Annotated in this window: 20 protein-coding genes and 1 pseudogene; 9 read left to right on the top strand and 12 right to left on the bottom strand. The window is 64.2% G+C overall.

The window, feature by feature from the left end; all coding sequences use genetic code 11:
• Positions 1-190 precede the first annotated feature (190 nt).
• The 6 genes and pseudogenes from EOD29_RS21750 to EOD29_RS21725 form a co-directional block, all read right to left on the bottom strand.
• Entirely contained in the window at positions 191-1657 is a 1467-nt protein-coding gene (locus EOD29_RS21750; RefSeq protein WP_127247809.1) for a UdgX family uracil-DNA binding protein, read from the bottom strand.
• A 2-nt stretch (positions 1658-1659) separates the two neighbouring features.
• Positions 1660-2894, bottom strand: a pseudogene (locus EOD29_RS21745) (putative DNA modification/repair radical SAM protein).
• Positions 2895-2983: 89 nt separating this feature from the next.
• Positions 2984-4390 carry a glutamine synthetase family protein gene (locus EOD29_RS21740; protein ID WP_095799161.1) on the bottom strand — a complete coding sequence of 469 codons (1407 nt, stop codon included), beginning with the start codon at positions 4388-4390 and terminating at the stop codon, positions 2984-2986.
• A gap of 11 nt (positions 4391-4401) precedes the next feature.
• Positions 4402-5778: an aspartate aminotransferase family protein gene (locus tag EOD29_RS21735; protein WP_127247807.1), complete on the bottom strand. Its 1377-nt coding sequence runs from the start codon at positions 5776-5778 to the stop codon at positions 4402-4404.
• A 190-nt stretch (positions 5779-5968) separates the two neighbouring features.
• Positions 5969-6943, bottom strand: a complete 975-nt coding sequence (locus EOD29_RS21730; protein ID WP_095824360.1) for a WD40 repeat domain-containing protein — start codon at positions 6941-6943, stop codon at positions 5969-5971.
• Positions 6944-7176: 233 nt separating this feature from the next.
• The gene (locus tag EOD29_RS21725; protein WP_067003322.1) at positions 7177-8238 is read right to left on the bottom strand and encodes a GTP-binding protein; all 1062 of its coding nucleotides are present in this window, start codon (positions 8236-8238) and stop codon (positions 7177-7179) included.
• Between the two features lie 358 nt (positions 8239-8596).
• Here EOD29_RS21725 and EOD29_RS21720 point away from each other — a divergent pair, with 358 nt between their 5' ends.
• Entirely contained in the window at positions 8597-9067 is a 471-nt protein-coding gene (locus tag EOD29_RS21720; RefSeq protein ID WP_127247805.1) for a MarR family transcriptional regulator, read from the top strand.
• Between the two features lie 182 nt (positions 9068-9249).
• Here EOD29_RS21720 and EOD29_RS21715 read toward each other — a convergent pair whose 3' ends face one another.
• Positions 9250-10101, bottom strand: coding sequence for an AraC family transcriptional regulator (locus tag EOD29_RS21715; RefSeq protein ID WP_095824359.1), 852 nt, complete (start codon positions 10099-10101; stop codon positions 9250-9252).
• A gap of 33 nt (positions 10102-10134) precedes the next feature.
• On the opposite strand from EOD29_RS21715, the gene EOD29_RS21710 reads away from it, so the two are divergent.
• The 5 genes from EOD29_RS21710 (at position 10135) to EOD29_RS21690 (ending at position 14353) form a co-directional block, all read left to right on the top strand.
• The gene (locus tag EOD29_RS21710; protein ID WP_095824358.1) at positions 10135-10542 is read left to right on the top strand and encodes a DUF2000 family protein; all 408 of its coding nucleotides are present in this window, start codon (positions 10135-10137) and stop codon (positions 10540-10542) included.
• 339 nt (positions 10543-10881) lie between these two features.
• Positions 10882-11790, top strand: coding sequence for a DMT family transporter (locus EOD29_RS21705; RefSeq protein ID WP_164763807.1), 909 nt, complete (start codon positions 10882-10884; stop codon positions 11788-11790).
• A 37-nt stretch (positions 11791-11827) separates the two neighbouring features.
• Positions 11828-12850, top strand: coding sequence for a LacI family DNA-binding transcriptional regulator (locus EOD29_RS21700; protein WP_067324144.1), 1023 nt, complete (start codon positions 11828-11830; stop codon positions 12848-12850).
• Positions 12847-13830, top strand: a complete 984-nt coding sequence (locus EOD29_RS21695; protein ID WP_127247801.1) for a 2-hydroxyacid dehydrogenase — start codon at positions 12847-12849, stop codon at positions 13828-13830. Before EOD29_RS21700 ends, EOD29_RS21695 begins: the two co-directional genes overlap by 4 nt.
• A 211-nt stretch (positions 13831-14041) precedes the next feature.
• A complete protein-coding gene (locus EOD29_RS21690; protein WP_245475385.1) occupies positions 14042-14353 on the top strand; it encodes a hypothetical protein in 312 nt (103 codons plus the stop codon).
• A 15-nt stretch (positions 14354-14368) separates the two neighbouring features.
• Here EOD29_RS21690 and EOD29_RS21685 read toward each other — a convergent pair whose 3' ends face one another.
• Positions 14369-15142 carry a gamma-glutamyl-gamma-aminobutyrate hydrolase family protein gene (locus EOD29_RS21685; protein ID WP_067324150.1) on the bottom strand — a complete coding sequence of 258 codons (774 nt, stop codon included), beginning with the start codon at positions 15140-15142 and terminating at the stop codon, positions 14369-14371.
• Positions 15143-15387: 245 nt separating this feature from the next.
• On the opposite strand from EOD29_RS21685, the gene EOD29_RS21680 reads away from it, so the two are divergent.
• Positions 15388-16497, top strand: coding sequence for a TRAP transporter substrate-binding protein (locus EOD29_RS21680; protein WP_067003340.1), 1110 nt, complete (start codon positions 15388-15390; stop codon positions 16495-16497).
• A gap of 83 nt (positions 16498-16580) precedes the next feature.
• Here the strand turns inward: EOD29_RS21680 and EOD29_RS21675 are convergent, their stop codons facing one another.
• The 4 genes from EOD29_RS21675 to EOD29_RS21660 all read right to left on the bottom strand — a co-directional run bounded on the left by EOD29_RS21675 (position 16581) and on the right by EOD29_RS21660 (position 21169).
• Positions 16581-17609: a zinc-dependent alcohol dehydrogenase family protein gene (locus EOD29_RS21675; protein WP_067324152.1), complete on the bottom strand. Its 1029-nt coding sequence runs from the start codon at positions 17607-17609 to the stop codon at positions 16581-16583.
• A 12-nt stretch (positions 17610-17621) separates the two neighbouring features.
• Entirely contained in the window at positions 17622-19418 is a 1797-nt protein-coding gene (locus tag EOD29_RS21670) for a TRAP transporter large permease subunit (protein ID WP_164763799.1), read from the bottom strand.
• Positions 19415-20020: a TRAP transporter small permease subunit gene (locus EOD29_RS21665; RefSeq protein WP_095799169.1), complete on the bottom strand. Its 606-nt coding sequence runs from the start codon at positions 20018-20020 to the stop codon at positions 19415-19417. Before EOD29_RS21665 ends, EOD29_RS21670 begins: the two co-directional genes overlap by 4 nt.
• A gap of 243 nt (positions 20021-20263) precedes the next feature.
• Entirely contained in the window at positions 20264-21169 is a 906-nt protein-coding gene (locus tag EOD29_RS21660) for a branched-chain amino acid ABC transporter permease (protein WP_095776991.1), read from the bottom strand.
• A gap of 94 nt (positions 21170-21263) precedes the next feature.
• On the opposite strand from EOD29_RS21660, the gene EOD29_RS21655 reads away from it, so the two are divergent.
• Both EOD29_RS21655 and EOD29_RS21650 read left to right on the top strand, forming a co-directional pair.
• Positions 21264-21872: a CGNR zinc finger domain-containing protein gene (locus tag EOD29_RS21655; RefSeq protein WP_095799170.1), complete on the top strand. Its 609-nt coding sequence runs from the start codon at positions 21264-21266 to the stop codon at positions 21870-21872.
• Positions 21865-22392, top strand: a complete 528-nt coding sequence (locus EOD29_RS21650) for a hypothetical protein (protein WP_095799171.1) — start codon at positions 21865-21867, stop codon at positions 22390-22392. Before EOD29_RS21655 ends, EOD29_RS21650 begins: the two co-directional genes overlap by 8 nt.
• The last annotated feature ends 77 nt before the right edge of the window (positions 22393-22469 follow it).

Raw genomic sequence — 22469 nt, 5'->3', positions numbered from 1 at the left:
GGAGCAGAATTGTGCATCGTTGCGACGCCTGCAGGTAACGGAATGATCCTCAGGTCTGCGCGCGTCGCTCCGCTCCTTGCTTCGCCCGTGGATGACGAGGCGACGGGCATCTCGCCCAATTCTCCCCAGTCGCACGACTCGTACAACAGCATCCGTCAAGCGCAAGGTCCCGTTCAGGCGCGCAGATCGGTCAAGCAGCCATCAGCTGCTTCACCTTCCTCATATCGGTGAGAAACCGCTCCCTCTCGGCCTCCTTGTCCTCATGCTCGCGGATGCGCAGGATGAAGGAGGGATGGATGGTGACAAAGACGCGCAAGCCGTCCTCGCGCTGGATGACGTCGCCGCGCATCCTGGTGATCGGCACCGCCTTGCCGAGCAGCGACTGCGCTGCTGTCGCGCCGAGCGCCACCGCAAGATTTGGCTTGATGATGTCGAGTTCCTTGTCGAGCCACCAGCGGCAGGCACGAATTTCGCCGGCATTGGGCTTTGAATGGATCCGCCTCTTGCCGCGCGGCTCGAACTTGAAATGCTTCACCGCATTGGTCACATAGACCTTGCGGCGGTCGATCTCGGCCTGGTCCAAAATGCTGTCGAACACCTTGCCCGCGGGCCCGACGAACGGCTTGCCGGCAAGGTCCTCTTGGTCGCCGGGCTGCTCTCCGACAAACACCACGTCGGCATTCTCCGGTCCCTCGCCGAACACGGTTTGCGTGGCATCGCGCCAGAGCGGGCAACGCCGGCAACCGCTCGCCTCTTCGCGCAATGCCGGAATATCCGTACTTTCGGGCTCCACCACATCCGCCGGCTTTGGCGAAGGCCAGTGTTTTGCCTTCACTTTGGCGTGGCGCGGCGCTGGGGAGGTTGGCATCCGGGCGATCATGGCTGTCGCGGCTCTGTCCGCTCCTGCTATCAGGTCTGGAATGAGCGAGGCCTCGGGAAGGTTCCGCCAATATTTCTTCGGCATCTCCTTCTGCATCGCCTTCACCTTGAGGCGGGCCGGGTTGAAGATATTCTCGAAATAGGTCCGCCACAGCGTCTCGGCGTCGTCTTCGGCCGGCGCGTCGCGCTTGCTGGCGCCTGGGCCGATCGCCAGCCGCTTGCCGTCCCATTCGGCCGAGGCGTGCGGCGTGAGAATCGTCCAGCGCATGCCGGCGAAGCGGCGCACAAAGAAATCGGCATTGCGCTCGACGATGAAATGGTCGGGTTCGAACCAGGCGACATAACGTTCTTCCGCGCCGTCGCCGATCTTCCGGAAGCGCACGAAGGCGCGCATCTTGTGAATGTCGCGCCAAACCGCCTTTTCCATGGACTCGAGCTTACGGGTATCCGGGTCGGAAGCGATCGACAGCAGCTTCGGTTCGACGCGCAACCGCCAGAGCAACCGATAGAGGAAATCAAAACGCTCGGGGTCCGAATGACAGATGACCGTCTCTGCACGTTCGATGAACTCGCGCGGCACGACAAGGCGCGCATCCTGTCGGCAAGCCGGCAAATCGTTGCCGCGATCATCATCGTCGTGGCCAACCTGCCACGCCACCTCTTCCGGCGGAATATCATTCGTGGCCAGCCGGCGCGCCGCATCGCGCCAACCGTCGAAATCGGTCTCGCTCTCGAGACGGGCGAGATGAGATGCGAGGCTGAGCTGGGTCCGTGCCATGGTCAAAACAGCGAAAGCTGCTCGCAAGATCGGGTGATGATCTCGCGCAAGCCCGACTTGTCGGTGAGCGCGCCTGGTGACCAGCCTTCCGCAGTGATGAAGGGGCGTACCTTGGCGACCGAATGGCAGAGCCGTCCGACATCTTCGAGACGCAGCCGGCGATGGCGGCGCGTCTGCAGAATCCTGTCGACCACCTTGGTGCCCAACCCCGGCACACGCAGCAGCGCCTCCCGATCGGCGCGATTGACGTCGACCGGGAACCGGCCGCGGTTGCGCAGCGCCCAGGCAAGTTTGGGATCGATGGCAAGGTCGAGCATGCCGTCATTGCTGCCGGCCAGGATTTCAGGCTGCGAGAAGCCGTAGAAGCGCATCAGCCAGTCCGCCTGGTAAAGCCGGTGCTCGCGCATCAAGGGCGGCTTCTGCAACGGCAGCGCCGCAGACGAATCCGGGATCGGACTGAAGGCGGAATAATAGATGCGGCGCAGATGATAGCTGCCATAAAGCCGGGCGCTGGCGCGCAGGATGCCGTCGTCGGACGTTTTGTCGGCGCCGACAATCATCTGCGTCGACTGGCCGCCCGGCGCAAAGCGCTCGCGTTTGCGGCTCTGCAACGTTGGTTCGGCCTTCTCTTCGATCTTGCAGCGCAGCTTGGCCATGGAAAGCCGGATCGTTTCCGGCTTCTTTTCCGGGGCCAGCTTCTTCACCCCTTCGTCGGTCGGCAGCTCGACATTGATCGACAGGCGATCGGCATAACGGCCTGCTTTTTCGATCAGTTCGGCTGACGCTTCGGGAATGGTCTTGAGGTGAATATAGCCGCCGAATTTCTCCTCGATCCTGAGCCGTCGCGCCACCTCGACCATCTCGCCCATCGTCTTGTCCGGCGAGCGGATGACGCCGGAAGACAGGAACAGACCCTCGATGTAGTTGCGGCGATAAAAATCCATGGTGAGCCGCACCACCTCGTCGACGCTGAAGCGGGCTCGCCGCACATTGGAGGAGGAGCGGTTGATGCAATAGCTGCAGTCGTAAATGCAGAAATTGGTGAGCAGGATCTTCAGCAGCGAAATGCAGCGCCCGTCCGGCGCGTAGGAATGGCAGATGCCCGAGCCTCGGTCGAACCGATGCCGCCCGATTTCAGCGAATCGCGTTTCGCCGAACCGGACGATGCGCAGGAGGCGTCGTATTTAGCGGCGTCGGACAGGATCGCCAGTTTCTCGCGGACGGAAAGCACAGCCATGCGTTCATGATATGTTCCAGAAAGTCGCCTGGCTATAACTTTTGAGTGTCGCGGCGAAACGTGATCACTCCGTCTGCGAGGCCAAGTCCTCAGACCTCGTGTAGGTAGAGGTGGTAGTCGAGTTCGCTGACGGTGCGTGCGACGCGCAGATATTCCGCCTGCTTGATCGCCACGAAGGTCCGGTGCAGGTCGGGACCGAGCGCCGATTTCAGGAATTCGGAGCCACGTGCGGCCTCGATCGCGGCGCGCCAATCGGTCGGCATGGTGGAGGCTTCCGTTGTCTGCTCGTAACCGTTGCCGGTCGTTTCCGGTCCGGGGTCAAGGGCCTCGTCGAGGCCCTTGACGATGCCCGCCAGCACCGTCGCCGCCACAAGATAAGGGTTGGCGTCGACGCCGGACGGCCGGTGCTCGATACGCCGGTTCATCGCATCGCCCGCCGGCACGCGCAACGCCACGGAGCGGTTGTTGACGCCCCAGGTCGGCGCCACCGGCGCATAGGATTGCGCCACGAAACGCCGCCATGAATTGGCATGCGGCGCAAACACCAGCATGGATTCCGCCATGGTGTGGATCAGACCGCCAAGCGCGTTGAGCAGGCTTGGCGACCATTTCTCGCCGGCAGCTTCGGTGAAGACGTTGCGGCCGGCATCGTCCTGCAGCGAGACGTGGAAATGCATGCCCGAACCGGCATAGGCCTCGATCGGCTTGGCCATGAAGCAGGCGGTGACGCCGTGCCGTCGCGCCTGCGCCCTCACCAGCCGCTTCAGCATGACCAGGTCGTCGGCCGCCCGCATCACGTCCTTGCGGTAGTTGAGCGTCAGCTCGTACTGTCCGGGCGCATATTCGGAAATCACCGTCTCGGCCGGAATGCCTTGCGCCCTGGCGGCGGCGTAGATGTCGGAAAACAGCGGCTCCATGCCGTGCAGGTGGTCGACTGAATAGACTTCCGTTTTGCCAGAGCGGCGGCCGTCGAGCAACGCGCGCGCCGCCTGCACCTTGCCGTCGGCGTCGCGCTCATTGGCGAGCAGAAAAAATTCCAGCTCGAAGGCGCCGGCCGGATGCAGCCCGCGCGCCGCCAGGATCTCGACTTGCCTTGCCAGCACCAGCCGCGGATCGGAGGTCATCGGCTGGCCGTCGAGATGATACATCGCCATCAGCACCTGGCCGCGCGGCGGCTTGGTGCCGTGCAGCGGCACCAGCGTGCCTGGAACCGGCCATGCCCTGAGGTCGCCGTCGCCGGTGTCCCAGATCAGCCCGGTCTCGTGGACATCCTCACCGGTGATGTCGAGGCCGAGGATCGAGATCGGCATATGCCTTCCGCCCTCGAAAATGCTCATCAGCTCGTGCCGGCGCACGATCTTGCCGCGGCCGATGCCGTTGGCGTCGGTGAGCACGATGTCGAAGGCCTCGATGTCGGGATGGGCGGCGAGAAACGCTTTCGCCTCGGCCGGCGTCGAGCCCGAAGGGGAGGTCACAACTGTGCTCGGATTGTCCATAGCCGCTTGTCTCATGCCGTAAGCCTGGCGGCAACCGCGGCGAAAGCCGCGATCAGGCGGCTTACCTGCGCCGCGGTCGTCGCCGGCGAGATCAGCATCATATTGTGGAACGGCGCGATCAGCACGCCGCGATTGACCAGCGCGACATGGACGGCGGCTTCGAGTTCCGGCGCATGTGCCTTCTCCGCCTCGCCGCCGTTCTTGAGCGGCCCGGGCGTGCAGATGAACTCGACGCGGGCGCCGATGCGCGCGACATGCCAAGGCAGCTTGTTTCGCTCGATGACGGCGGAGAGCCCCGCGTCGAGGCGGCGCGCCAGCCGGTCCATATGCGCATAGGCCTCCTCGGTCATTACCTCTTCGAGCGTCGCCCGCATCGCCGCGAATTGCAGCGGGTTGGCCGACAGCGTGGTGCCCATGCCGGAATAGCCGGGTTCCTTGCTGCGATTGTAGGTGCCGTAGCGCGTCGCGACCTCCTCGCTCATGCCCCAGATGCTGGCCGGCACGCCTCCGGCCACCGGCTTGCCGAGCACGAACAGGTCCGGCTCCAGCCCGTGCTTTCGCGTGTAACCGCCGGGCCCGGTTGAAATGGTGTGCGTCTCGTCGATCAAAAGCAGCGTGCCGGCGGCGCGGGTGAGGCGCCGCAGCGCGTCGTGGAAGCCGGGTTCCGGCAGCACCATGCAGGAATTGGTCAGCACCGGTTCGGTGATCACGCAGGCGATATCGCGGTCGCCAAGTGCCGTTTCCAATGCTGCAATATCGTTGAATTCGATAACCTTGGTTGCCCGTGTGAGATCGCGGAACTCGCCTGCCAGCCCAGGCCGGTTGACCGGCTTGCCGTCGATCAGTCGCACCATCGTCTCGTCGACCGAGCCGTGATAGCAGCCGTTGAAGACCAGGATCTTTTCGCGCCCCGTCACCGCGCGGGCGACCCGCAAGGCGAAGCGGTTGGCATCGGTGGCGGTGGTGGCGATCTGCCAATAGGGCAGGCCGAAGCGCTGCTGCAAGAGCGGACCGATCGCCAGCGCATCCTCGCTGGGCAGCATATAGGTCAGGCCGCGTGCTGCCTGCCGGCGGATGGCGCGGGCGACCGGCGGCGGCGAATGGCCGAGCATCGAGCCGGTGTCGCCCAGGCAGAAATCGTCGAGCTTGTTGCCGTCGACATCGGTAATCGTGGCACCCTTGGCGCTGTCGACCAGGATCGCAAATGGCGTCGGCCAGTCGGTCATCCAATGCATCGGCACGCCGCCGAGGAAGCCGGCCATGCCGTTGCCAACCTTGGCCTCGGACTTCGGCCGCGTCTTGCGGAAGGCGGCCGCCTCGGCCTCGCGCAGCTCGGCTATGCGGGCGGCGGCGATGCCGCCGATGGAAGTCCGGTCGATTGAATGCATGAAGCCCCTCTTTCTCGCGCGGCACTCTGCCAACCGGTCGGCAAAACCGCAATTGGCCGCGCAGGGGGCGGGCGTTGGCTCAGGCAGTAGGGATTAAGGGATGAAGAGATTAAGGGAGTAGGGCATTGGGAAGACAGCGGAGGAAGGCTTTCCTTTCCCTATTCCATTGCCGCCCTATTCCCCTAATCCCTTACGCCGTGATGTCGATCACGCCGCAATCGCCGGCCGCGCTGCCGAAGACGATGCGGCGCTCTTCCTTGTCCCACATCATCGAGGTGATGGCGCCTTTGCCGGGACGACGCAGCAGCACTTCCTTGGCGTCGGCGAAGCGGGCCGCGATCACCATGCCGTCCTCATAGCCGATCGCGGTGACCTCCTGGCTGGGATGGCAGGCAACGCACGTCACCATGGTATTGCCGCGCGTGCCGAGCTCCAGCGGCGCCTTGCCCATCGGCCCGTCCTTGCTGGCGAAAGGCCACACGATCGCCGCCGGCGCGCCGGAGCTCGCCAGCCATTTGCCCTTCACGCTCCAGGACAGGCTTTTGACCTTGCCCGGATAGCCGCTCATGCGCATGTGCTTGCCGTCGGCCAGCTTCCAGCCATGCAGCGCGTTTTCCTGCATGGTGGTAATCAGGAAAGCGCCGTCCGGCGAAAAGCTGATCCCGGTATGGGCGCCGGCCCATTCGAGCTCGACCGGCTTGCCCTCCGCCGCAGGAAAATGCAGCGTCGCGCCGTTGTAGCGGGCAACGCCGAAGCGCATGCCCTTGGGCGAGAAGGCGAGCCCTTCCACCGAGCGCGGATGGGCGAATTCCTTGATCTTGCCGTCAGCGAAACGGACGAACGCCGTCTTGCCCGAGGCATAGGCGACCGCACCCTGAGGGCCCGCCGCAACGCTGGTGATCCATTTTCTGCAGGCGCTGGCAAGTTCGCTCGCCTCGCCGCCGGCCTTGACCTCAAACACCTTGCCGTCCTCGCCGCCGGTGATCAGGCGGTCGTTCGCCGCATCGTGGAAGGCGGCGAGCAGCCCGTCATTCGCCTGTACGGTCTTGTGCCCATTGTCGAGCCGATGGATCGCGCCGTCGGCCAAAGCGAAATGCGGCACGTCGCCGAGGAAGACGGCGGCGACGCAATGGCCTTCGAGATCAAGCGGGGCGACTGTCGGCATGGGGATGGTCCATTCGATTTCACCAGCCGGCGCGGCTAGGTGTGACTCCCCCTTCTCCCCTTGTGGGAGAAGGTGGATTGGCGCGTAGCGCCAAGACGGTTGAGGGGTGTTCGACGGAGTGCCGTCATCGCCAAGCTGGAACACCCCTCATCCGACCGAGCTTCGCTCGGCCACCTTCTCCCACAAGGGGAGAAGGAAAGTAGGGGCAGCGCTAACGCCTGAAAGTCCGGAAATCAAGCCGCCTGGCAAGCTTCAAAACTCTTCCTGAGGCGCTCGGCGTCGAGATCGCGGCCGATGAAGACCAGCCGGCTTTCATGCTTCTCGCCGTCCTTCCAGGCGCGCTGGTGGTCGCCTTCGAGGATCATGTGCACGCCTTGCAGGACATAGCGATCCTCGTCGCCCTTCAGCGCGATGATGCCCTTAAGCCTGAGGATGTTCGGCCCTTCCATCTGGGTCACCTTCTCGATCCAGGGGAAGAACTTCTTCGGATCCATCTCGCCGCCGCGCAGCGAGACCGACTTCACCGTGACATCATGGATGTCGGAAGGATGGCCGTGGTGATGGTGATCGTGCCCGTCGTGATGATGGTGGTGGTCGTGATCGCAATCCGGACCGCATTCATGGTCGTGATCGTGGTCGTGCGCCTCGAGGAAATGCGGATCGTTCTCCAGCGCGCGTGACAGGTCGAAGGCGCCGCGGTCGAGCACTTCGCCGAGCGCCACACCGGCGCGCTGGGTGCGATGGATCCTGGCCGCCGGGTTGATGGCGCGGATCGTCGCCTCGACCTTTTCGAGCTCTTCGGGAGTGACGAGATCGGTCTTGTTCAGCACCACCACATCGGCGAAGGCGATCTGGTCCTCGGCCTCCTTCGAGTCCTTCAGGCGCAGCGGCAGGTGCTTGGCGTCAACCAGCGCCACCACCGCGTCGAGCTTGGTTTTGGAGCGCACATCGTCGTCCATGAAGAAGGTCTGCGCCACCGGCACCGGGTCGGCCAGACCAGTGGTCTCGACCACGATGGCATCGAAACGGCCGGGCCGCCGCATCAGGCCCTCGACGACGCGGATCAGGTCGCCGCGCACCGTGCAGCACACGCAGCCATTGTTCATCTCATAGATTTCCTCGTCGGATTCGACGATCAGATCGTTGTCGATGCCGATCTCGCCGAACTCGTTGACGATGACCGCGTAACGCTTGCCGTGGTTCTCCGACAGGATGCGGTTGAGCAGCGTCGTCTTGCCCGCGCCGAGATAGCCGGTGAGAACGGTTACGGGGATCTGCGTCTGTGCATCGCTCATGGCCTGCCTCGAAAAATCTGTGCTCGAAGGATTTGTCGGCCCTCATATAGGACGTGAGCCGCGCTTTTGCACGCGCCAAACCGATGGGCCAGCCGGTCCCGATCGGGGCAGCCGCAGTGGGTTAAAGGAACAGGGCAGCCGCACGGCATCAGAGCCCCTCCGGGATGTTCCGCTGTGAATGCCGGCGGGCCAAAAGTCGTTTGTCATCTAACTGAAATAAACATCTGGCATCACCTGCGCGGGCAACGCAATGCTTGCCGGCAAAGTGTTTGCAGGCCGGACTCGTTAAATCGTCATTTGCCAGCCGCCGGACAGCCTCTATGCTGCCCGCGCCGGTTCGGCCGAAGAGGGAATGACCATGGCCAAGGCGGACAGAACGGCGACTATGAGCCGGCTGCATTCGGCAGCGCGGCTGGCGCGCACGGCGCTTGCTGCGCGCCTTCTGGCACATGGCTTCTACGCCGGCCAGGACCAGATCATGCTGGCGCTCGACCGCGAAGACGGCCAGACACCCGGCAATCTCGCCGACAAGCTCGGCGTACGTCCGCCGACGATCACAAAAACCATCAACAGGCTGCAGGCGCAGGGTTTTCTCGAAAAGCGCGCCTCCAACGCCGATGCCCGCCAGGCCCATATTTTCCTCACCGGCTCCGGCCGCGAAACCATCCGCGCCATCGAGAAATCGGTCAAGAAGACCGAGAAGCAGGCGCTAAGGGGTCTCGACAAGAAAGACCAGAAGGCGCTGTTCAAGCTGCTCGCCCGCATCGAGGCCAACCTGTCGAACGAGGTCCTGATCCTCATCGACGACGACGCCGAGCTGGATGATTAACGAGCGACGCGCAGCGTCGTCTCGAGGACGCGTGAGCGCGATGCGCAGCATCGTCGCTTAGCCGCTGGGCGTTGGTGACCACGAGCGACGCGTAAGCGTCGTCTCGAGCGACCCAAGCGCGATGCACAGCATCGTCGCCTCAGGCACCACCAAGCATCGGCTTGGCGGAAAGGGCGACGACGCTACGCGTCGCGCACCAGCGTCGCCCAGCGTCCCGGCGTCAGCCCGAACGCCTTCTTGAAATGCCGGTTGAAATGGCTCTGATCGCTGAAGCCGGCCGCAACAGCTGTTTGGGCAAGCTGCTCTCCCGCTTCGATCATGCGTCGCGCCCGCTGCAGCCGGCGCATCAACAGGAAGCGATGCGGGCTTGTCGAATAGGTCGCGCGGAAATGGCGCGACAGCGCGTAGCGGTCGAGGCCGGTAACCGCCTCCAGCTCGTCGGAGCGCACCGGCCGTTCAGCGTTTTCTTCGAGATAGTCGCGGGCCAGCGCGGCAGCCCGCCACGCGATTTTTCCCGCTGATTTTGCCGGCTGTCCGGCATGGCGTTTCAATTGCTGCGCCAGCTGCGCGATGAAATCCGCCACGAACAGGTCGTCGAGTTCCTCGGTGAGCGGTGTTAGCGCCGACAGCAGCGTGCCGCGCAACTGAGGGTCGCTCACCACAGCATCCTTAACGAAAGGGAGCGGCGAACCGTGGAGGCAGTCAAGCAGCAGCGACGGCTCGAGATAGAGAATCCTGTAGCGTAAGCCGTCCTCGGTGCCGGCGCCGCCGTCATGCAGTTCGTCGGGATGCAGCACGATCACCTGGCCGGGCACGCTGTGCCGAAGCGCGCCGCGATAGTGGAAGCGCTGCACGCCGTCCAGCGTCACGCCGATGGCGTAGGTGTCGTGGCGGTGCAATTCGAAGGCATTGCCGTGGAAACGCGCCTCGATGCGCTCGAGGCCCGTGGCACCGGGCGCCGAAACGATCCGGTCGTCCTCAGCGCACGAACGTTCAAGACCTCCCAGCGCCTCATTGCCTAGATCGTGCGCCATGGTCCCTCATGCACATCCGGGAGAAACATTTTGGTGTTCGATACGAAATTTGCAATCGTCCTCAAGGAAGATCTCGCCGTCTGGCAGAAGCTCAACGTTACCGCTTTCCTGACCAGCGGCATCGTCGCGCAATCTCCTCAAATCATCGGCGAGCCCTATTGCGACCGCGCCGGCAATCTCTTCAATCCGCTCTCGGTCCAGCCCGTTATCGTGCTGTCGGCGGACGAGCCGACGCTTGCTGCGATCCACCGCCGGGCCCTGGAGCGCGGCGTGACGACATCGGCCTATGTCGAGGAGATGTTCTCCACCGGCCATGACCTGGCCAACCGCGCCGTTTTCGCCGAATTCGCGCCGGACGACGCCAAGATCGTCGGCATCGCGCTGCGCGCCGAAAAGAAGCTGGTCGACAAGATTACCAAGGGCGCCCGCATGCATGCTTGACCCTCGGGGAGGATGCTCTTGGTGGCTGATTGACCATTCGTCCGGACGACGTCGCGCACGTTCGAGATTGGCCGCGACCTCCCTGCTTCGTCAGCCTGGGGTCTGCGCGCGTCGCGTCGCTCCTTGCTCCGCCCGGGATGACGAACCAGGAACGTTCTGCTGATCGCCAAGGCACTGCGCTCTAAGCCTGTCGACACGTCTTGTTGGGCCAGTCGCTTTTGGCTTGCCGGCCGGCGGCGATTGCCGCAAAAGGGTGGCGTCTACCTCTCCTCCGGCCCGATTTTGAGCGTTCCCAAAAATCACGACGACAGCGCGACGCCGCCCGCGGCGATGCTGTTGATGCTCTGCGTCTATGTCTGCTTCACCTTTCTCGACACCTCAAGCAAATATCTGGTGCTCGCCGGCGTCTCGGCGCTGATCGTCGCCTGGGCCCGCTTCATCGTGCATGTCCTGCTTGTCGGGGTTTTCCTTCGCGGCTGGCGCGAGCCGTCGCGCTTCCGCGCCAATAACCTGCCGGCGCACATTCTGCGCGGATGTCTGCTTTTCGGCTCGACCATGTTCAACATCCTGGCGCTCAGGACGCTGCAGCTCGCCGAGACCACCTCGATCTATTTCTTCGGCCCGATGGTGATCACCGCGTTGGCCGGCCCGCTGCTCGGCGAGTGGGCGGGCTGGCGGCGCTGGCTGGCGATCCTCACCGGCTTCGTCGGCGTCCTCATCATCACCCGGCCCGGCGTCGGCGTGTTCGGCATGGGCCATCTCTTCGCGCTGGGCTCGATTCTGTCGAACTCTTTTTACGTCATCATGACCCGGCGCATGTCGTCGACGGAGACATCCGAGAGCCTGATCCTGTTCTCGGCGCTGGCGCCGGCGGTGCTGCTCCTGCCCATGCTGCCCTTCTCATTGTCCCTGCCGCAGGACGGCTGGCACTGGGTGATCCTTTTGATGCTCGGCGTCTTCGGCGCCGGCGGCCATTGGCTCCTGGTCCAGGCCTATCGCCTGGCGACGACGACGGCGCTCGCGCCTTACCCCTATTCGCAGATGATTTGGATGATCATCTCCGGCTGGCTGATCTTCCACCAGTTTCCCGACCGCTGGACCCTGCTCGGGGCGACCATCATCGTCGCCAGCGGCCTCTACATCATCCACCGCGAGCACAGGCTTCGCCTGCGCAATTCCGCTTCCTTGGACACGGAAGCCGAGGGCTTTGGCAAAAAAACTTTGATTTGCCCTCAATCGATGGCATAAGCCCGTTTAAACAGTTTAAAGGCCTCGGGGACCAAGGCTGGCACAGAAGATCAAGCTTTCGACGATCGCGGATGCGCTTGGCGTATCCACGGCAACGGTGTCGCTGGCGCTGCGCGACAGCCCGCTGGTCGCGGGCTCGACGCGCGAGCGTATCAAGGAGCACGCGCGCGCCATCGGCTATATCTACAACCGACGGGCCGCGTCGCTCCGCACCTCGCGCTCCGGCATTGTCGGCGTCGTCGTGCACGACATCATGAACCCGTTCTTCGCCGAGATTCTGCGCTCGATAGAAAGCGAGCTCGACCGCAGCCGCCAGACCTTCATCCTGTCCAACCATTATGACCAGCTGGAAAAGCAGCGCACCTTCATCGACACGCTGCTGCAGCTCGGCGCCGACGGCGTCATCATGTCGCCGGCCATAGGCACGCCGGCCGAGGACATCATCATGGCCGAGGAAAACGGCCTTCCGGCGGTGCTGATCGCGCGCACCGTCACCGGCGCCGACGTGCCGGTCTTCCGCGGCGACGATGCCTATGGCACGGCACTTGCGACCAACCATCTCATCTCGCTCGGCCACAAACGCATCGCCATGATCGGCGGCACGGACCAGACCTCGACCGGCCGCGACCGCTACCAGGGCTATGTCAACGCCATGGAAGCGGCCGGGCTGGAGGTGAAGCCGTCCTGGCGCATTCCTGGACCGCGCACCAAGCAGGCCGGTTTCGAGGCTGCAGGACAGTTCTTGGCGCTGAAGGACAAGCCGACCGCCGCCTGCTGCTGGAATGATCTGGTTGCGATCGGGCTGATGAACGGCATCGCGCGCGCCGGTCTGGTGCCGGGCGTCGATATCTCCGTCACTGGTTACGACGACCTGGAGGAGGCTGCGATAGCAACGCCGGCCTTGACCACGGTCTGGAATGGCCAGCGCGAGGTCGGCCGCCGCGCCGCCAGCGCGCTGCTCGACAAGCTGAACGGGCAGGCCGTGCGGCCGTCGCAGGAATTGATCAAGCCGGAGCTGCACGTACGCCAGTCCACCGGCAAGCCGGTGGAGCGTCAATGACACAGACAGAAGCGAAGTCGCCGGTCGCCGTCCTGGTGCCGGGCCGTTTCAACGACCATGCCATCGGCCGGATCGACCAGGCGTTCAAGCGCGTGCGGATCGAGCGCGCCGATCCGTCGCTCGTCACCGGCGAGATGCGCGAGAGCGTGCGCGGCATCGCCTCCTTCGGCGGCATCAGCGCGGCCATGATCGACGCGCTGCCGAATCTCGAGATCATCGCCAATTTCGGCGTCGGCTATGACTCCGTCGACGCTCGTCATGCCGCGACCCGCGGCGTCATGGTCACCAACACGCCCGACGTGCTGACCGAGGAGGTTGCCGACACCACCATCGGGCTGTTGATCAACACGGTGCGCGAAATGTACGCTGCGGAGAAATGGCTGCGCGACGGCGACTGGGTGAAGAAGGGTGACTATCGCCTGAGCCGGCTCACCTTGCGCGGCCGCCGCGTCGGCATCTTCGGCATGGGCCGCATCGGCCTCGCCGTCGCCCGTCGCCTCGAGGCTTTCGGCCTGCCGATCGCCTATCACAACCGCCGCCAGGTCGATGACCTGTCCTACGAGTACCATGCGACGCTTAAGGGTCTGGCCGAAGCGGTCGACACGCTGATTTGTATCGCGCCGGGCGGGGCCGCGACGGAGAAAGCCATCAACGCGGCGGTCCTGGCGGCGCTCGGTCCCGACGGCGTCTTCGTCAATATCGGCCGCGGCAGCACGGTTGATGAGGCGGCTCTGGCTGCAGCACTCTCCAATGGCACCATCGCTGCTGCCGGGCTCGATGTCTTTGCCGACGAACCGAATGTGCCCAAAGCGCTGCTCGATGCGCCCAACACCTCCCTTCTGCCGCATGTCGGATCTGCGTCCGACCACACCCGCCGGGCCATGGCGGATCTGTGCGTCGACAATCTCATCTTCTGGTTCGGCGAGCACCGGCCGCTGACCCCGGTGCCGGAGACGATCAACGTCAAGCCACGCGCCTGAGCGGAAGGCCGGCCACATTTATTAACGCCTGCTTAACCATCATTCTGCATACTTCGTTATGCATGTTGTCCAAATCGGCGCGTGGTTTGCAGAACGGCATGGCACGGCAAGCCAGGATGTGGAGAGGCGGAGTGAAGCTGTTAGCCGGGTTGGTTGCGTCAGTCGCCCTATACGGGGCGTTCAGTCCCTGCACGACGGCAACGGCCAAAGCGTGGTCGAGCAAGCCGGCCCCTCCAGCAGCTATCGGCTGACGGCCAATGGCGACGAAGCGGCCTGCGCAGTCAAGCGCGGCGCCGAGGTCTCGGATGGCCTGTCGCTGCTGACAATTGCTCCGAACTGCAGCAAGCTGATGCCCGGCATCGAGCGTGTGAAATTCTGGCGCGAGCAGGCCGACGGCTCGGTCGCGTTCAGCGAGAACGGCATCGATCCGATCGTCACCTTCGGTGTTGCCGATGGCGACGGCTACGAATCCTATGCGCCGGCCGCCCCGCTTTTGGCGCTGAACGCGATGACCAGCGACTGAGCTGCTCGGGTTCGGCTATTCCGCCGCCGCGCGTGCACCGGCCTTCGCCGCCGCATGCAGGCGCACGGCATCGCCGAAGGCGCGGAAGATCTTTGCCGAGTTGCTGTCCGACTTCACCCAATATTCGGGGTGCCACTGGACGCCGACGGCGAAGGCGCGGGCCTCCTTGACCGAGACGGCCTCGATCGTGCCGTCGGTCGCCAAAGCCTCGACCTGCAGTTTCGATCCGAGCCGGTCGATCGCTTGGCGATGCAGCGAGTTGACCTTGATGTCGCCGGCGCCGAACACGCCGGCGAGGCAGGTTCCAGGCTTGATCGAAATCGTCTGGTGGATGCCGAAGCGCTCGTCCTGATTGTCGCTCACCGGCGCGCGGTGATCGAGCGAGCCTTCGCGCTCCTGGATCTCGGTGCCGAGCGTCCCGCCCAGCGCCACGTTGAGCTCCTGGATGCCGCGGCAGATGGCGAGCAGCGGCACGCCGCGCTCGATCGCCTTGCGGATCAGCGGCAGCGTGGTGGAGTCGCGCGCCGGGTCGTAGGGGCCGTTGGCCTCGCTGGGATCGCCGCCATAGAGCGAGGGATGCACATTGGATTTCGAACCCGTCACCATGACGCCGTCGACCGAGGACAGCAGCTCGTCGAAATCGAGCCGGTCGCCGAAGGACGGCACCAGGAGCGGGAACACGCCGGCGCCGGCGATCGCCGCCTCGATATATTGCTGGGGCGCGGCATGCCATGTGTAGTTGTCGAACTGGCGGACATCGGTTGAGACGGCAACGAGCGGCTGCTGCATTTTGGATACGGGTTCCATCGAGGGCTAACGAATTATTCTGCCTACAAAATAGGCGATCAGTCGGCACTTTGCCATGGCAAGTTTCGGTTCTCCGAATGGGCCAGGACGGTCGGCGTTAGACTATAGTTGCACGTTGCCCGCGGTGCTGGACTCGACATCTTGCCCGTGTATTGTTTCGCACAGCCGATCAGGGCACCGCGGATGTCCGAATATCGGTCTGTTGGTTCTAAACGGGAGGAAAATGCATGGATCGTCGTTCGTTCATCCGTAAGGCCGGTGCATCCGGTGTTGGTGTCGCGGCAGCGGCCGCCGCGCTTGCCACGCCGGCGATAGCCCAGTCCAATCCGAAAGTGACCTGGCGGCTGGCATCGTCCTTCCCGAAATCGCTCGACACGATCTATGGCGGTGCGGAAGTGTTCTCAAAAATGCTGTCGGAAGCGACCGACGGCAATTTCCAGGTTCAGGTCTTCGCCTCGGGCGAGCTCGTTCCCGGCCTGCAGGCGGCCGACGCCACCGCCGCAGGCACCGTCGAGGCATGCCACACGGTGGCATATTACTATTGGGGCAAGGACCCAACCTGGGCGCTGGGTGCCGCAGTGCCGTTCTCGCTTAACGCGCGCGGCATGAACGCTTGGCACTATCATGGCGGCGGCATTGACCTCTTCAACGAATTCCTTGCAACGCAAGGCCTATTCGGCCTGCCGGGCGGCAACACCGGCGTGCAGATGGGCGGCTGGTTCCGCAAGCAGATCAACACGGTCGCCGATCTTTCCGGCCTCAAGATGCGCATCGGCGGCTTTGCCGGCAAAGTGGTGCAGAAGCTCGGCGTCGTGCCGCAGCAGATCGCCGGCGGCGACATCTACCCGGCGCTGGAAAAGGGCACGATCGACGCCGCCGAATGGGTCGGCCCTTATGACGACGAGAAGCTCGGCTTCTACAAGGTCGCGCCCTACTACTACTATCCCGGCTGGTGGGAAGGCGGCCCGACCGTGCATCTGATGTTCAACAAGGCCAAATACGAGGAATTGTCGCCCGCCTACAAGTCGCTGGTGCACACGGCCGCGCAAGCCGCCGACGCCAACATGCTGCAGAAATACGACTACCTCAATCCGGCGGCGGTGAAGCGGCTGGTCGCCAGCGGCGCCAAGCTGGCCCCCTTCAGCCAGGAAATCATGGCTGCCTGCTTCGAAAAGGCCAACGAAGTCTATGCCGAAATGGAGGCCAACAACGCGCCGTTCAAGAAGATCTGGGAATCCATCAAAGGCTTCCGCAAGGAGCACTATCTCTGGGCCCAGGTCGCCGAATACAACTACGATACCTTCATGATGGTGCAGCAGCGTAACGGCAAGCTGTAGCCGGGGATTAGCCCTCTCCCCTATGGTGACGGGGAGAGGGCGCTGTCACCGCCGGTTTCGCCAATCGCCAACGTTGCAGGACTTCAGGTCCGGCCCGGCACGACCAGCACCTTGACCTCGCCGGGGGCGGCTGGGTTCGAGATCACCTGCGGCGCCTCTTCGAGTGGCACCTGCCTGGAAATCAGCTTGTCGATCTCGATCGCGCCGGACGCGATGAGGTCCGCGGCGCGTCGATGCGTGAAGGGATTGATGAAGGACCCGAGGACCTTCAACTCCCGGAACAGCACGTCGAAAGGCTCGAAAGCCACCTTCTGCCCCTGCGGCATCACGCCGACGATCACCACCGTGCCTCCGGCCTTGGCAATTCGCATCGACTGCTCGACCGTGTCGCGAACCCCGGCGCATTCCAGCACCACGTCGACGCCGCCCGGCACAAGCCCGGCTTTTCCGGCGATGGCCTCGATGGGATCGACGGCGCTGGGATCGACCGTAGCGGTCGCGCCGAGTTCTTCGGCCAGCGCGCGGCGCGAGGCCTGCCTGGTCGATAGGATGATGGTCGCGGCACCGGCAAGCTTCGCCAATTGCACGGTGAGCAGGCCGATGACGCCGCCGCCGAGCACCACCACCGAGTCGCCGGGCCTGATTCCGGCGAGGTCGATGCCGTGCAGGCAGCAGGCCAGCGGCTCGCAGAAGGCGCCATGCGTCGGCTGGAGGTTGCCGGGCAGGAGGAAGGCCTGGCCTTGCGGCATCACGACATAATCGGCGAAACCGCCGTCCCGGTGGATGCCGATGGCCCTGAGATTGCTGCACAAATTGACGCGGCCGGCCCGGCACTGGCTGCAGCGCCCGCAGGCGATGTTGGGGTCGCCCGTGACCCGATCGCCGACGGCGATGCCGGACACCGCGTCGCCGACCGCCTCGACGATGCCGCAGAATTCGTGGCCAAGCGTGACCGGCGGCGTGCACGGGAATTCGCCATGGAACAGGTGGCGGTCCGTGCCGCAGACGCCGCAGGCTTCGATCCGCACCAGAACATCCTCCGGCCCCGGCGCAGGTTTGTCGACCGCACGAAGGGCGATGCCGCCGATTGCTTCCAGCCGTACGGCTCTCATGACTTGGTCACCTCAGTTGAAACTCGGCGGCTTGGAAAGATCGGGTGCCGGCGTCGCCGGGTTGGCGGGGGCCGTATCGCCGAAATTCGGCGGCTGTGACAAGTCTGGGGTGCCAGGCGCGGCGGGCGCCGAGCCGCCACTGGCGGGCGCCGCGCCATTGTCGCCCGGCGGCGTGCCGAGCGGCGCAAGTCCCGGCATGTCCGGCAGCTTGAGGTCGATCGTGCTCGGCTCGACCGCGGTGCCCTTGTAGCGCATTACCATTTGCGGGAAGGCGATGGTAAGCCCGATCATGATCACCTGGATACAGACGAACGGCACCGCGCCCCAGTAGATCTGGCCGGTGGTGATCGGCGCGATCTGCTTGCCGGTGATGCGGTCGAGATAGGGCACGCGCGCCGCGACCGAACGCAGGTAGAACAGCGCGAAGCCGAACGGCGGATGCATGAAGCTGGTCTGCATGTTCACGCCAAGCAGCACGCCGAACCAGATCAGGTCGATGCCGAGCTTGTCGGCGGCGGGCGCCAGCAACGGCACGATGATGAAGGCGAGCTCGAAGAAGTCGAGGAAGAAGGCGAGCACGAAAACCAGCACGTTGACGCCGATCAGGAAGCCGGTCTCGCCGCCCGGCAGCGAGGTCAAGAGATGCTCGACCCAGATATGGCCGTTGACGCCGTAGAAGGTGAGCGAGAAGACGCGCGCGCCGATCAGGATGAACAGCACGAAGGCGGAGAGCCGCGTCGTCGAGGCCAGCGCCTGCTTGATGACATCCATCGTCAGTCGCCCCTTGAAGCCCGCCATGATCAGCGCGCCGACGGCGCCCATGGCGCCGCCCTCGGTTGGGGTGGCGATGCCGAGGAAGATGGTGCCCAGCACCAGGAAGATCAGCGCCAGCGGCGGGATCAGCACGATCACCACCTGCTGTGCCAGCTTGGACATCATGTTGATGTGGAGGCGCTGGTCGGCGATCGCCACGATGTAGATGACGATCACGCCGACGGTGGCGCCAAGGATGTCCGCATTGTCGCCATGAGTCGGCGCGAGGTAACGATAGGCCGCATAGGAAATCGCGCCGGTCACCAGCAGCGCCACGATCAGCGAAATCACGCCGTGGCCGAGCGTGCGGGCCTCGAGCGGCAATGCCGGCATCGAGTTCGGCCGGACGATCGACATGATCAGGATGTAGAGCATGTAGATGCCGGTCAAAACGAGGCCGGGGATCAGCGCGCCCGCATACATGTCGCCCACCGAGCGTCCAAGCTGGTCGGCCAGCACAATCAGCACCAGCGAGGGGGGGATGATCTGGGCCAGTGTGCCGGAAGCCGCGATAACGCCCGAGGCGAGGCGCCGGTCGTAGCCGTAGCGCAGCATGATCGGCAGCGAGATCAGCCCCATGGCGATGACGGAGGCCGCCACCACGCCGGTCGTTGCGGCAAGCAGTGCGCCGACGAAGATCACCGCATAGGCAAGCCCGCCGCGGATCGGGCCGAACAGCTGCCCGACCGTGTCGAGCAGGTCCTCGGCCATGCCGGATCGCTCCAGCACGATTCCCATGAAAGTGAAGAATGGAATGGCCAGCAGCGTGTCGTTCGACATCACCCTTGTGCCGTAGAAATTATCCGGCAGCGCATGCAGCAGCGGCCAGGCGAGGTTGATCGAGCCGCCGGAATAGGGCGACAAGAGCACGCCGATGAAGAAGAACAACAGGCCGTTCGCAGCGAGCGAGAAGGCGACGGGGTAGCCGATCAAAAGGAAGATGATCAGCGAGGCGAACATGATCGGCGCCATGTTCTGCGCGATGAACTCGATCATGAGCGCACCTCGCCGGACAGCGCCTTGGCTTCTTCGGCAAGCGCTTCGGCCTCGAGCTTGGCCTGGTCGTGGGCCGAGACATAGGGAGTGGGATCCTCCATGTCGCCGCGCATGATGGCGATCTTCTTGATGATCTCCGAGACACCCTGGATGGCCAGCAGGAAGAAGCCGACGAGCAGGATGGCCTTGGCCGGCCAGACGATCAGCCCGCCGGCATTGGTCGACATCTCGCCGCTGCGGAAGGACAGCGACACGTAAGGCACGAAGTAGATCACCATCAGCACCACGAACGGCATCAGGAAGAGGAGATGGCCGAGGAGGTCGATCCAGTGCTGCACGCGGCGGGGGAACATGCCGTAGACGATGTCGATGCGGATATGGTCGTTCTGTTTCAGCGTATAGGCGGCGGCCAACATGAAGGCGGCGCCGAACAGATACCACTGCAGTTCGAGCCAGGCGTTGGAGGAGATGTCGAACACCTTGCGGATGACTGCGTTGCCGGCGCTCACCAGGATCGCAAGCAGGATCAGCCACGAGATCCAGCGGCCGATGAACTCGTTGATGCGGTCGATCGTCGTGGATAGAGCGAGCAGCCCTGCCATGCATTTCCTCCCTCGCGCACCGGCCCCGAGAATCGCGATCGATTTCGGAAAGCACGATGCCTAAATCAAAGTGCTGGCGCCGCGCCCGAGTCCCCCTCCGGTGTCGCGCCGCTTGGCCCAACGGTATGCAGTGCGTGGCCCGGATGGTCAACATGGCAAAGCACGTGCCGGCGATCCACGCGGCGAGCAACGGTAAAAACCGGTCACCTCACGGCGCGTCATGCAACCAAAGTCTGATGGGTTTCAGGCGACCTTGGCCTGGTCGCGGCCGGCGCCGATCAGCACCAGCATGGCGACGAGGAAGAGGTATATCCAGCCGTCGCGCCATTCGAGCGGGAAATAACCGGCCCACAGCGATTCGGCCATGCCGAAGGCCGCGGCACCGAGAGCAGCCTTGAGCGGCGACATGTAGCCGCCGACCGCCGTCACGAACAGGATCTTGAGGCCGTAGACGAGGCCCGTGCCGAAGCTGATGTTGCCGTAATAGATGCCGGCGAGCATGCCGGCAAAAGCCGCGCAGAAGCCGCCATAGAGCACCGCGCGGCGGAACACCGCGGTCACATCGATGCCACACATCGCGGCCGCCTTCGGGTCGTCGGACACGGCCCGCCAGGCCCGTCCGAAGCGCGAATGCGAAAATAGCCAGGCGGCCACTGCCACCATCGCCATCACCGCCGCGCAATCCAAGAGCTGGATAACGGTCAGCGTCACCTTGAAGCCGGCACCCTGCGCGAAGACGACGGGCTGGGCGAGCATCGGCGGCAGCCAGAGATCATGCGTGTCGGCGGCGATGCGGCTTGCTTCCGACAGGAATAGCAAGATGCCGAGCGTCGTCACCACGATCGCATTAGGCGACCGGTCCGCCAGCCTCTCGAACACGCTGCGCGACAGCACCTGGCTGATCAGCACCGAATAGAGCAGGGCAGCAACGATACCTAGCGCGACCGAGGCAAACAGCGTCAGCCACAGCGCCTGATAGCCGAAGGCGGCGGTCAGGATCATGGTGTGGCCGCAAAAGGCAAACAGCGCGCCATAGGCAAGGTTGGTGCGGTGCAGGATGCCGTTGGTCAGCACGTAGCCGAAGGCGAGCAGCGCATAGAGCGCGCCCGAATGCAGCCCGTTCAGCACCTGCTGATAGAAATAGAGCATAGAGCATCCCTAGGGCCGCGCGAAATGGCCCTGTTTGGAGCGTTGCACCCGGAATCTAACTTGTCAAATACGTTTTATCGGTTAGATTTCCGGCATGACGGTTTCCTGGACCCCGCACCGCTTCACCGGCGGCATCCTCGCGCTCGACACGGCGAACACGGTCGTCCTGCGCAACGATCCCGGAAGGACCTTCGACCGTTTCGCTGATCCGGCCGAGATCGCCCGCTTCGCCGAGGCGGCGAGCGGCTTTCGCGCCGCCGAGCTTGGCGGCCGGCGGCTGGAGGCCCCTCAGCCGGGCGACATCGCCGCGGTCGTGCTGTCGATCCGCGAAGCGACGGACCGCCTGTTCCGCGATGCCATAGCGAAACGCGCGATCGCCGCCGGCCATCTGCCCGATTTCCTGACCGCCTGCGCCAAAGGCCTCTCCGGCAGCAGCATCGAAATCGGCGCGCCGGGCAGGCCCTTTGGCGATCCGGCGACGCCGATCGCTTTCGAGGCGGCTTTGGCCGTCTCGGCGCTTTCGCTGCTGCGCGACGACACCGTTGCCAGGCTCAGGATCTGTCCGAACTGCAGCTGGCTCTTCATCGACCGCAGCCGCAACTCAAGCCGCCTCTGGTGCGACATGGCCGTCTGCGGCAACCGCCAGAAAGCGAACCGCTACTATCGCCGCCGCACGGCGGCCAGGGAGGCCACCAATGCTTAGAAAATTCCGTTCGATCGCTCTCGGCGCGGCCCTGATCGCCGCGACGGCGCTCGGCGCCTGCCGCGACACCGGCAAGGAGCAGCTCTTCGCCATTTCCGGCAAGCTGTTCGAGTTCAACTACCGGCTTGGCATCGCCACCTATGTCATCACGCTGAGACCGCTGCGGCCGATGGGCGAGGGACAGATTGCGGTGGTGAATTTCCAGAATCCGGCCGGCGGCGACCCGCTCATCGTCAACCAGAAAATCTGGCCGAAGCTTCCGCATATCACCTTGACCAGCCCGCCGCTCACCTGCGTGGTCAAGGGCAAGCCCTATTCCGTCACGATCCGCATCGAGGATTCGAGCGGCACGTTGCTTCAAAGCCTCGAGACGACGATGACTTCCTCGGCGGACCAGACCATGCTGCCGGACCGGCCGCTGGTGATCGGGCCGAAATACGAGCTCAACCCGGACCTTGCCGGCCATCCCGACGGCAAGCTGCCGGATGCGCCCAAGCCGGATTGCTCGAAGGCGGCTTGAGGCCCGTTGACCGGTCGAAATTTTCGTGCGCTGCAAAGCGTTTAGCGTGCGATTGAATGCGGCGACCGCTTCCAGCG

Source organism: Mesorhizobium sp. M1A.T.Ca.IN.004.03.1.1 (assembly GCF_003997555.1).
GTDB lineage: Bacteria > Pseudomonadota > Alphaproteobacteria > Rhizobiales > Rhizobiaceae > Mesorhizobium.
This window is presented reverse-complemented; position numbering and strand designations above follow the sequence as displayed.

What these genes read in the sequence shown, in the direction of transcription:
- EOD29_RS21750 (WP_127247809.1), bottom strand. Translation starts at nt 1,657, where the DNA reads ATGGCACGGACCCAGCTCAGCCTCGCATCTCATCTCGCCCGTCTCGAG.
- EOD29_RS21740 (WP_095799161.1), bottom strand. Translation starts at nt 4,390, where the DNA reads ATGGACAATCCGAGCACAGTTGTGACCTCCCCTTCGGGCTCGACGCCG.
- EOD29_RS21735 (WP_127247807.1), bottom strand. Translation starts at nt 5,778, where the DNA reads ATGCATTCAATCGACCGGACTTCCATCGGCGGCATCGCCGCCGCCCGC.
- EOD29_RS21730 (WP_095824360.1), bottom strand. Translation starts at nt 6,943, where the DNA reads ATGCCGACAGTCGCCCCGCTTGATCTCGAAGGCCATTGCGTCGCCGCC.
- EOD29_RS21725 (WP_067003322.1), bottom strand. Translation starts at nt 8,238, where the DNA reads ATGAGCGATGCACAGACGCAGATCCCCGTAACCGTTCTCACCGGCTAT.
- EOD29_RS21720 (WP_127247805.1), top strand. Translation starts at nt 8,597, where the DNA reads ATGGCCAAGGCGGACAGAACGGCGACTATGAGCCGGCTGCATTCGGCA.
- EOD29_RS21715 (WP_095824359.1), bottom strand. Translation starts at nt 10,101, where the DNA reads ATGGCGCACGATCTAGGCAATGAGGCGCTGGGAGGTCTTGAACGTTCG.
- EOD29_RS21705 (WP_164763807.1), top strand. Translation starts at nt 10,882, where the DNA reads ATGCTCTGCGTCTATGTCTGCTTCACCTTTCTCGACACCTCAAGCAAA.
- EOD29_RS21695 (WP_127247801.1), top strand. Translation starts at nt 12,847, where the DNA reads ATGACACAGACAGAAGCGAAGTCGCCGGTCGCCGTCCTGGTGCCGGGC.
- EOD29_RS21685 (WP_067324150.1), bottom strand. Translation starts at nt 15,142, where the DNA reads ATGCAGCAGCCGCTCGTTGCCGTCTCAACCGATGTCCGCCAGTTCGAC.
- EOD29_RS21680 (WP_067003340.1), top strand. Translation starts at nt 15,388, where the DNA reads ATGGATCGTCGTTCGTTCATCCGTAAGGCCGGTGCATCCGGTGTTGGT.
- EOD29_RS21675 (WP_067324152.1), bottom strand. Translation starts at nt 17,609, where the DNA reads ATGAGAGCCGTACGGCTGGAAGCAATCGGCGGCATCGCCCTTCGTGCG.
- EOD29_RS21670 (WP_164763799.1), bottom strand. Translation starts at nt 19,418, where the DNA reads ATGATCGAGTTCATCGCGCAGAACATGGCGCCGATCATGTTCGCCTCG.
- EOD29_RS21665 (WP_095799169.1), bottom strand. Translation starts at nt 20,020, where the DNA reads ATGGCAGGGCTGCTCGCTCTATCCACGACGATCGACCGCATCAACGAG.
- EOD29_RS21660 (WP_095776991.1), bottom strand. Translation starts at nt 21,169, where the DNA reads ATGCTCTATTTCTATCAGCAGGTGCTGAACGGGCTGCATTCGGGCGCG.
- EOD29_RS21655 (WP_095799170.1), top strand. Translation starts at nt 21,264, where the DNA reads ATGACGGTTTCCTGGACCCCGCACCGCTTCACCGGCGGCATCCTCGCG.
- EOD29_RS21650 (WP_095799171.1), top strand. Translation starts at nt 21,865, where the DNA reads ATGCTTAGAAAATTCCGTTCGATCGCTCTCGGCGCGGCCCTGATCGCC.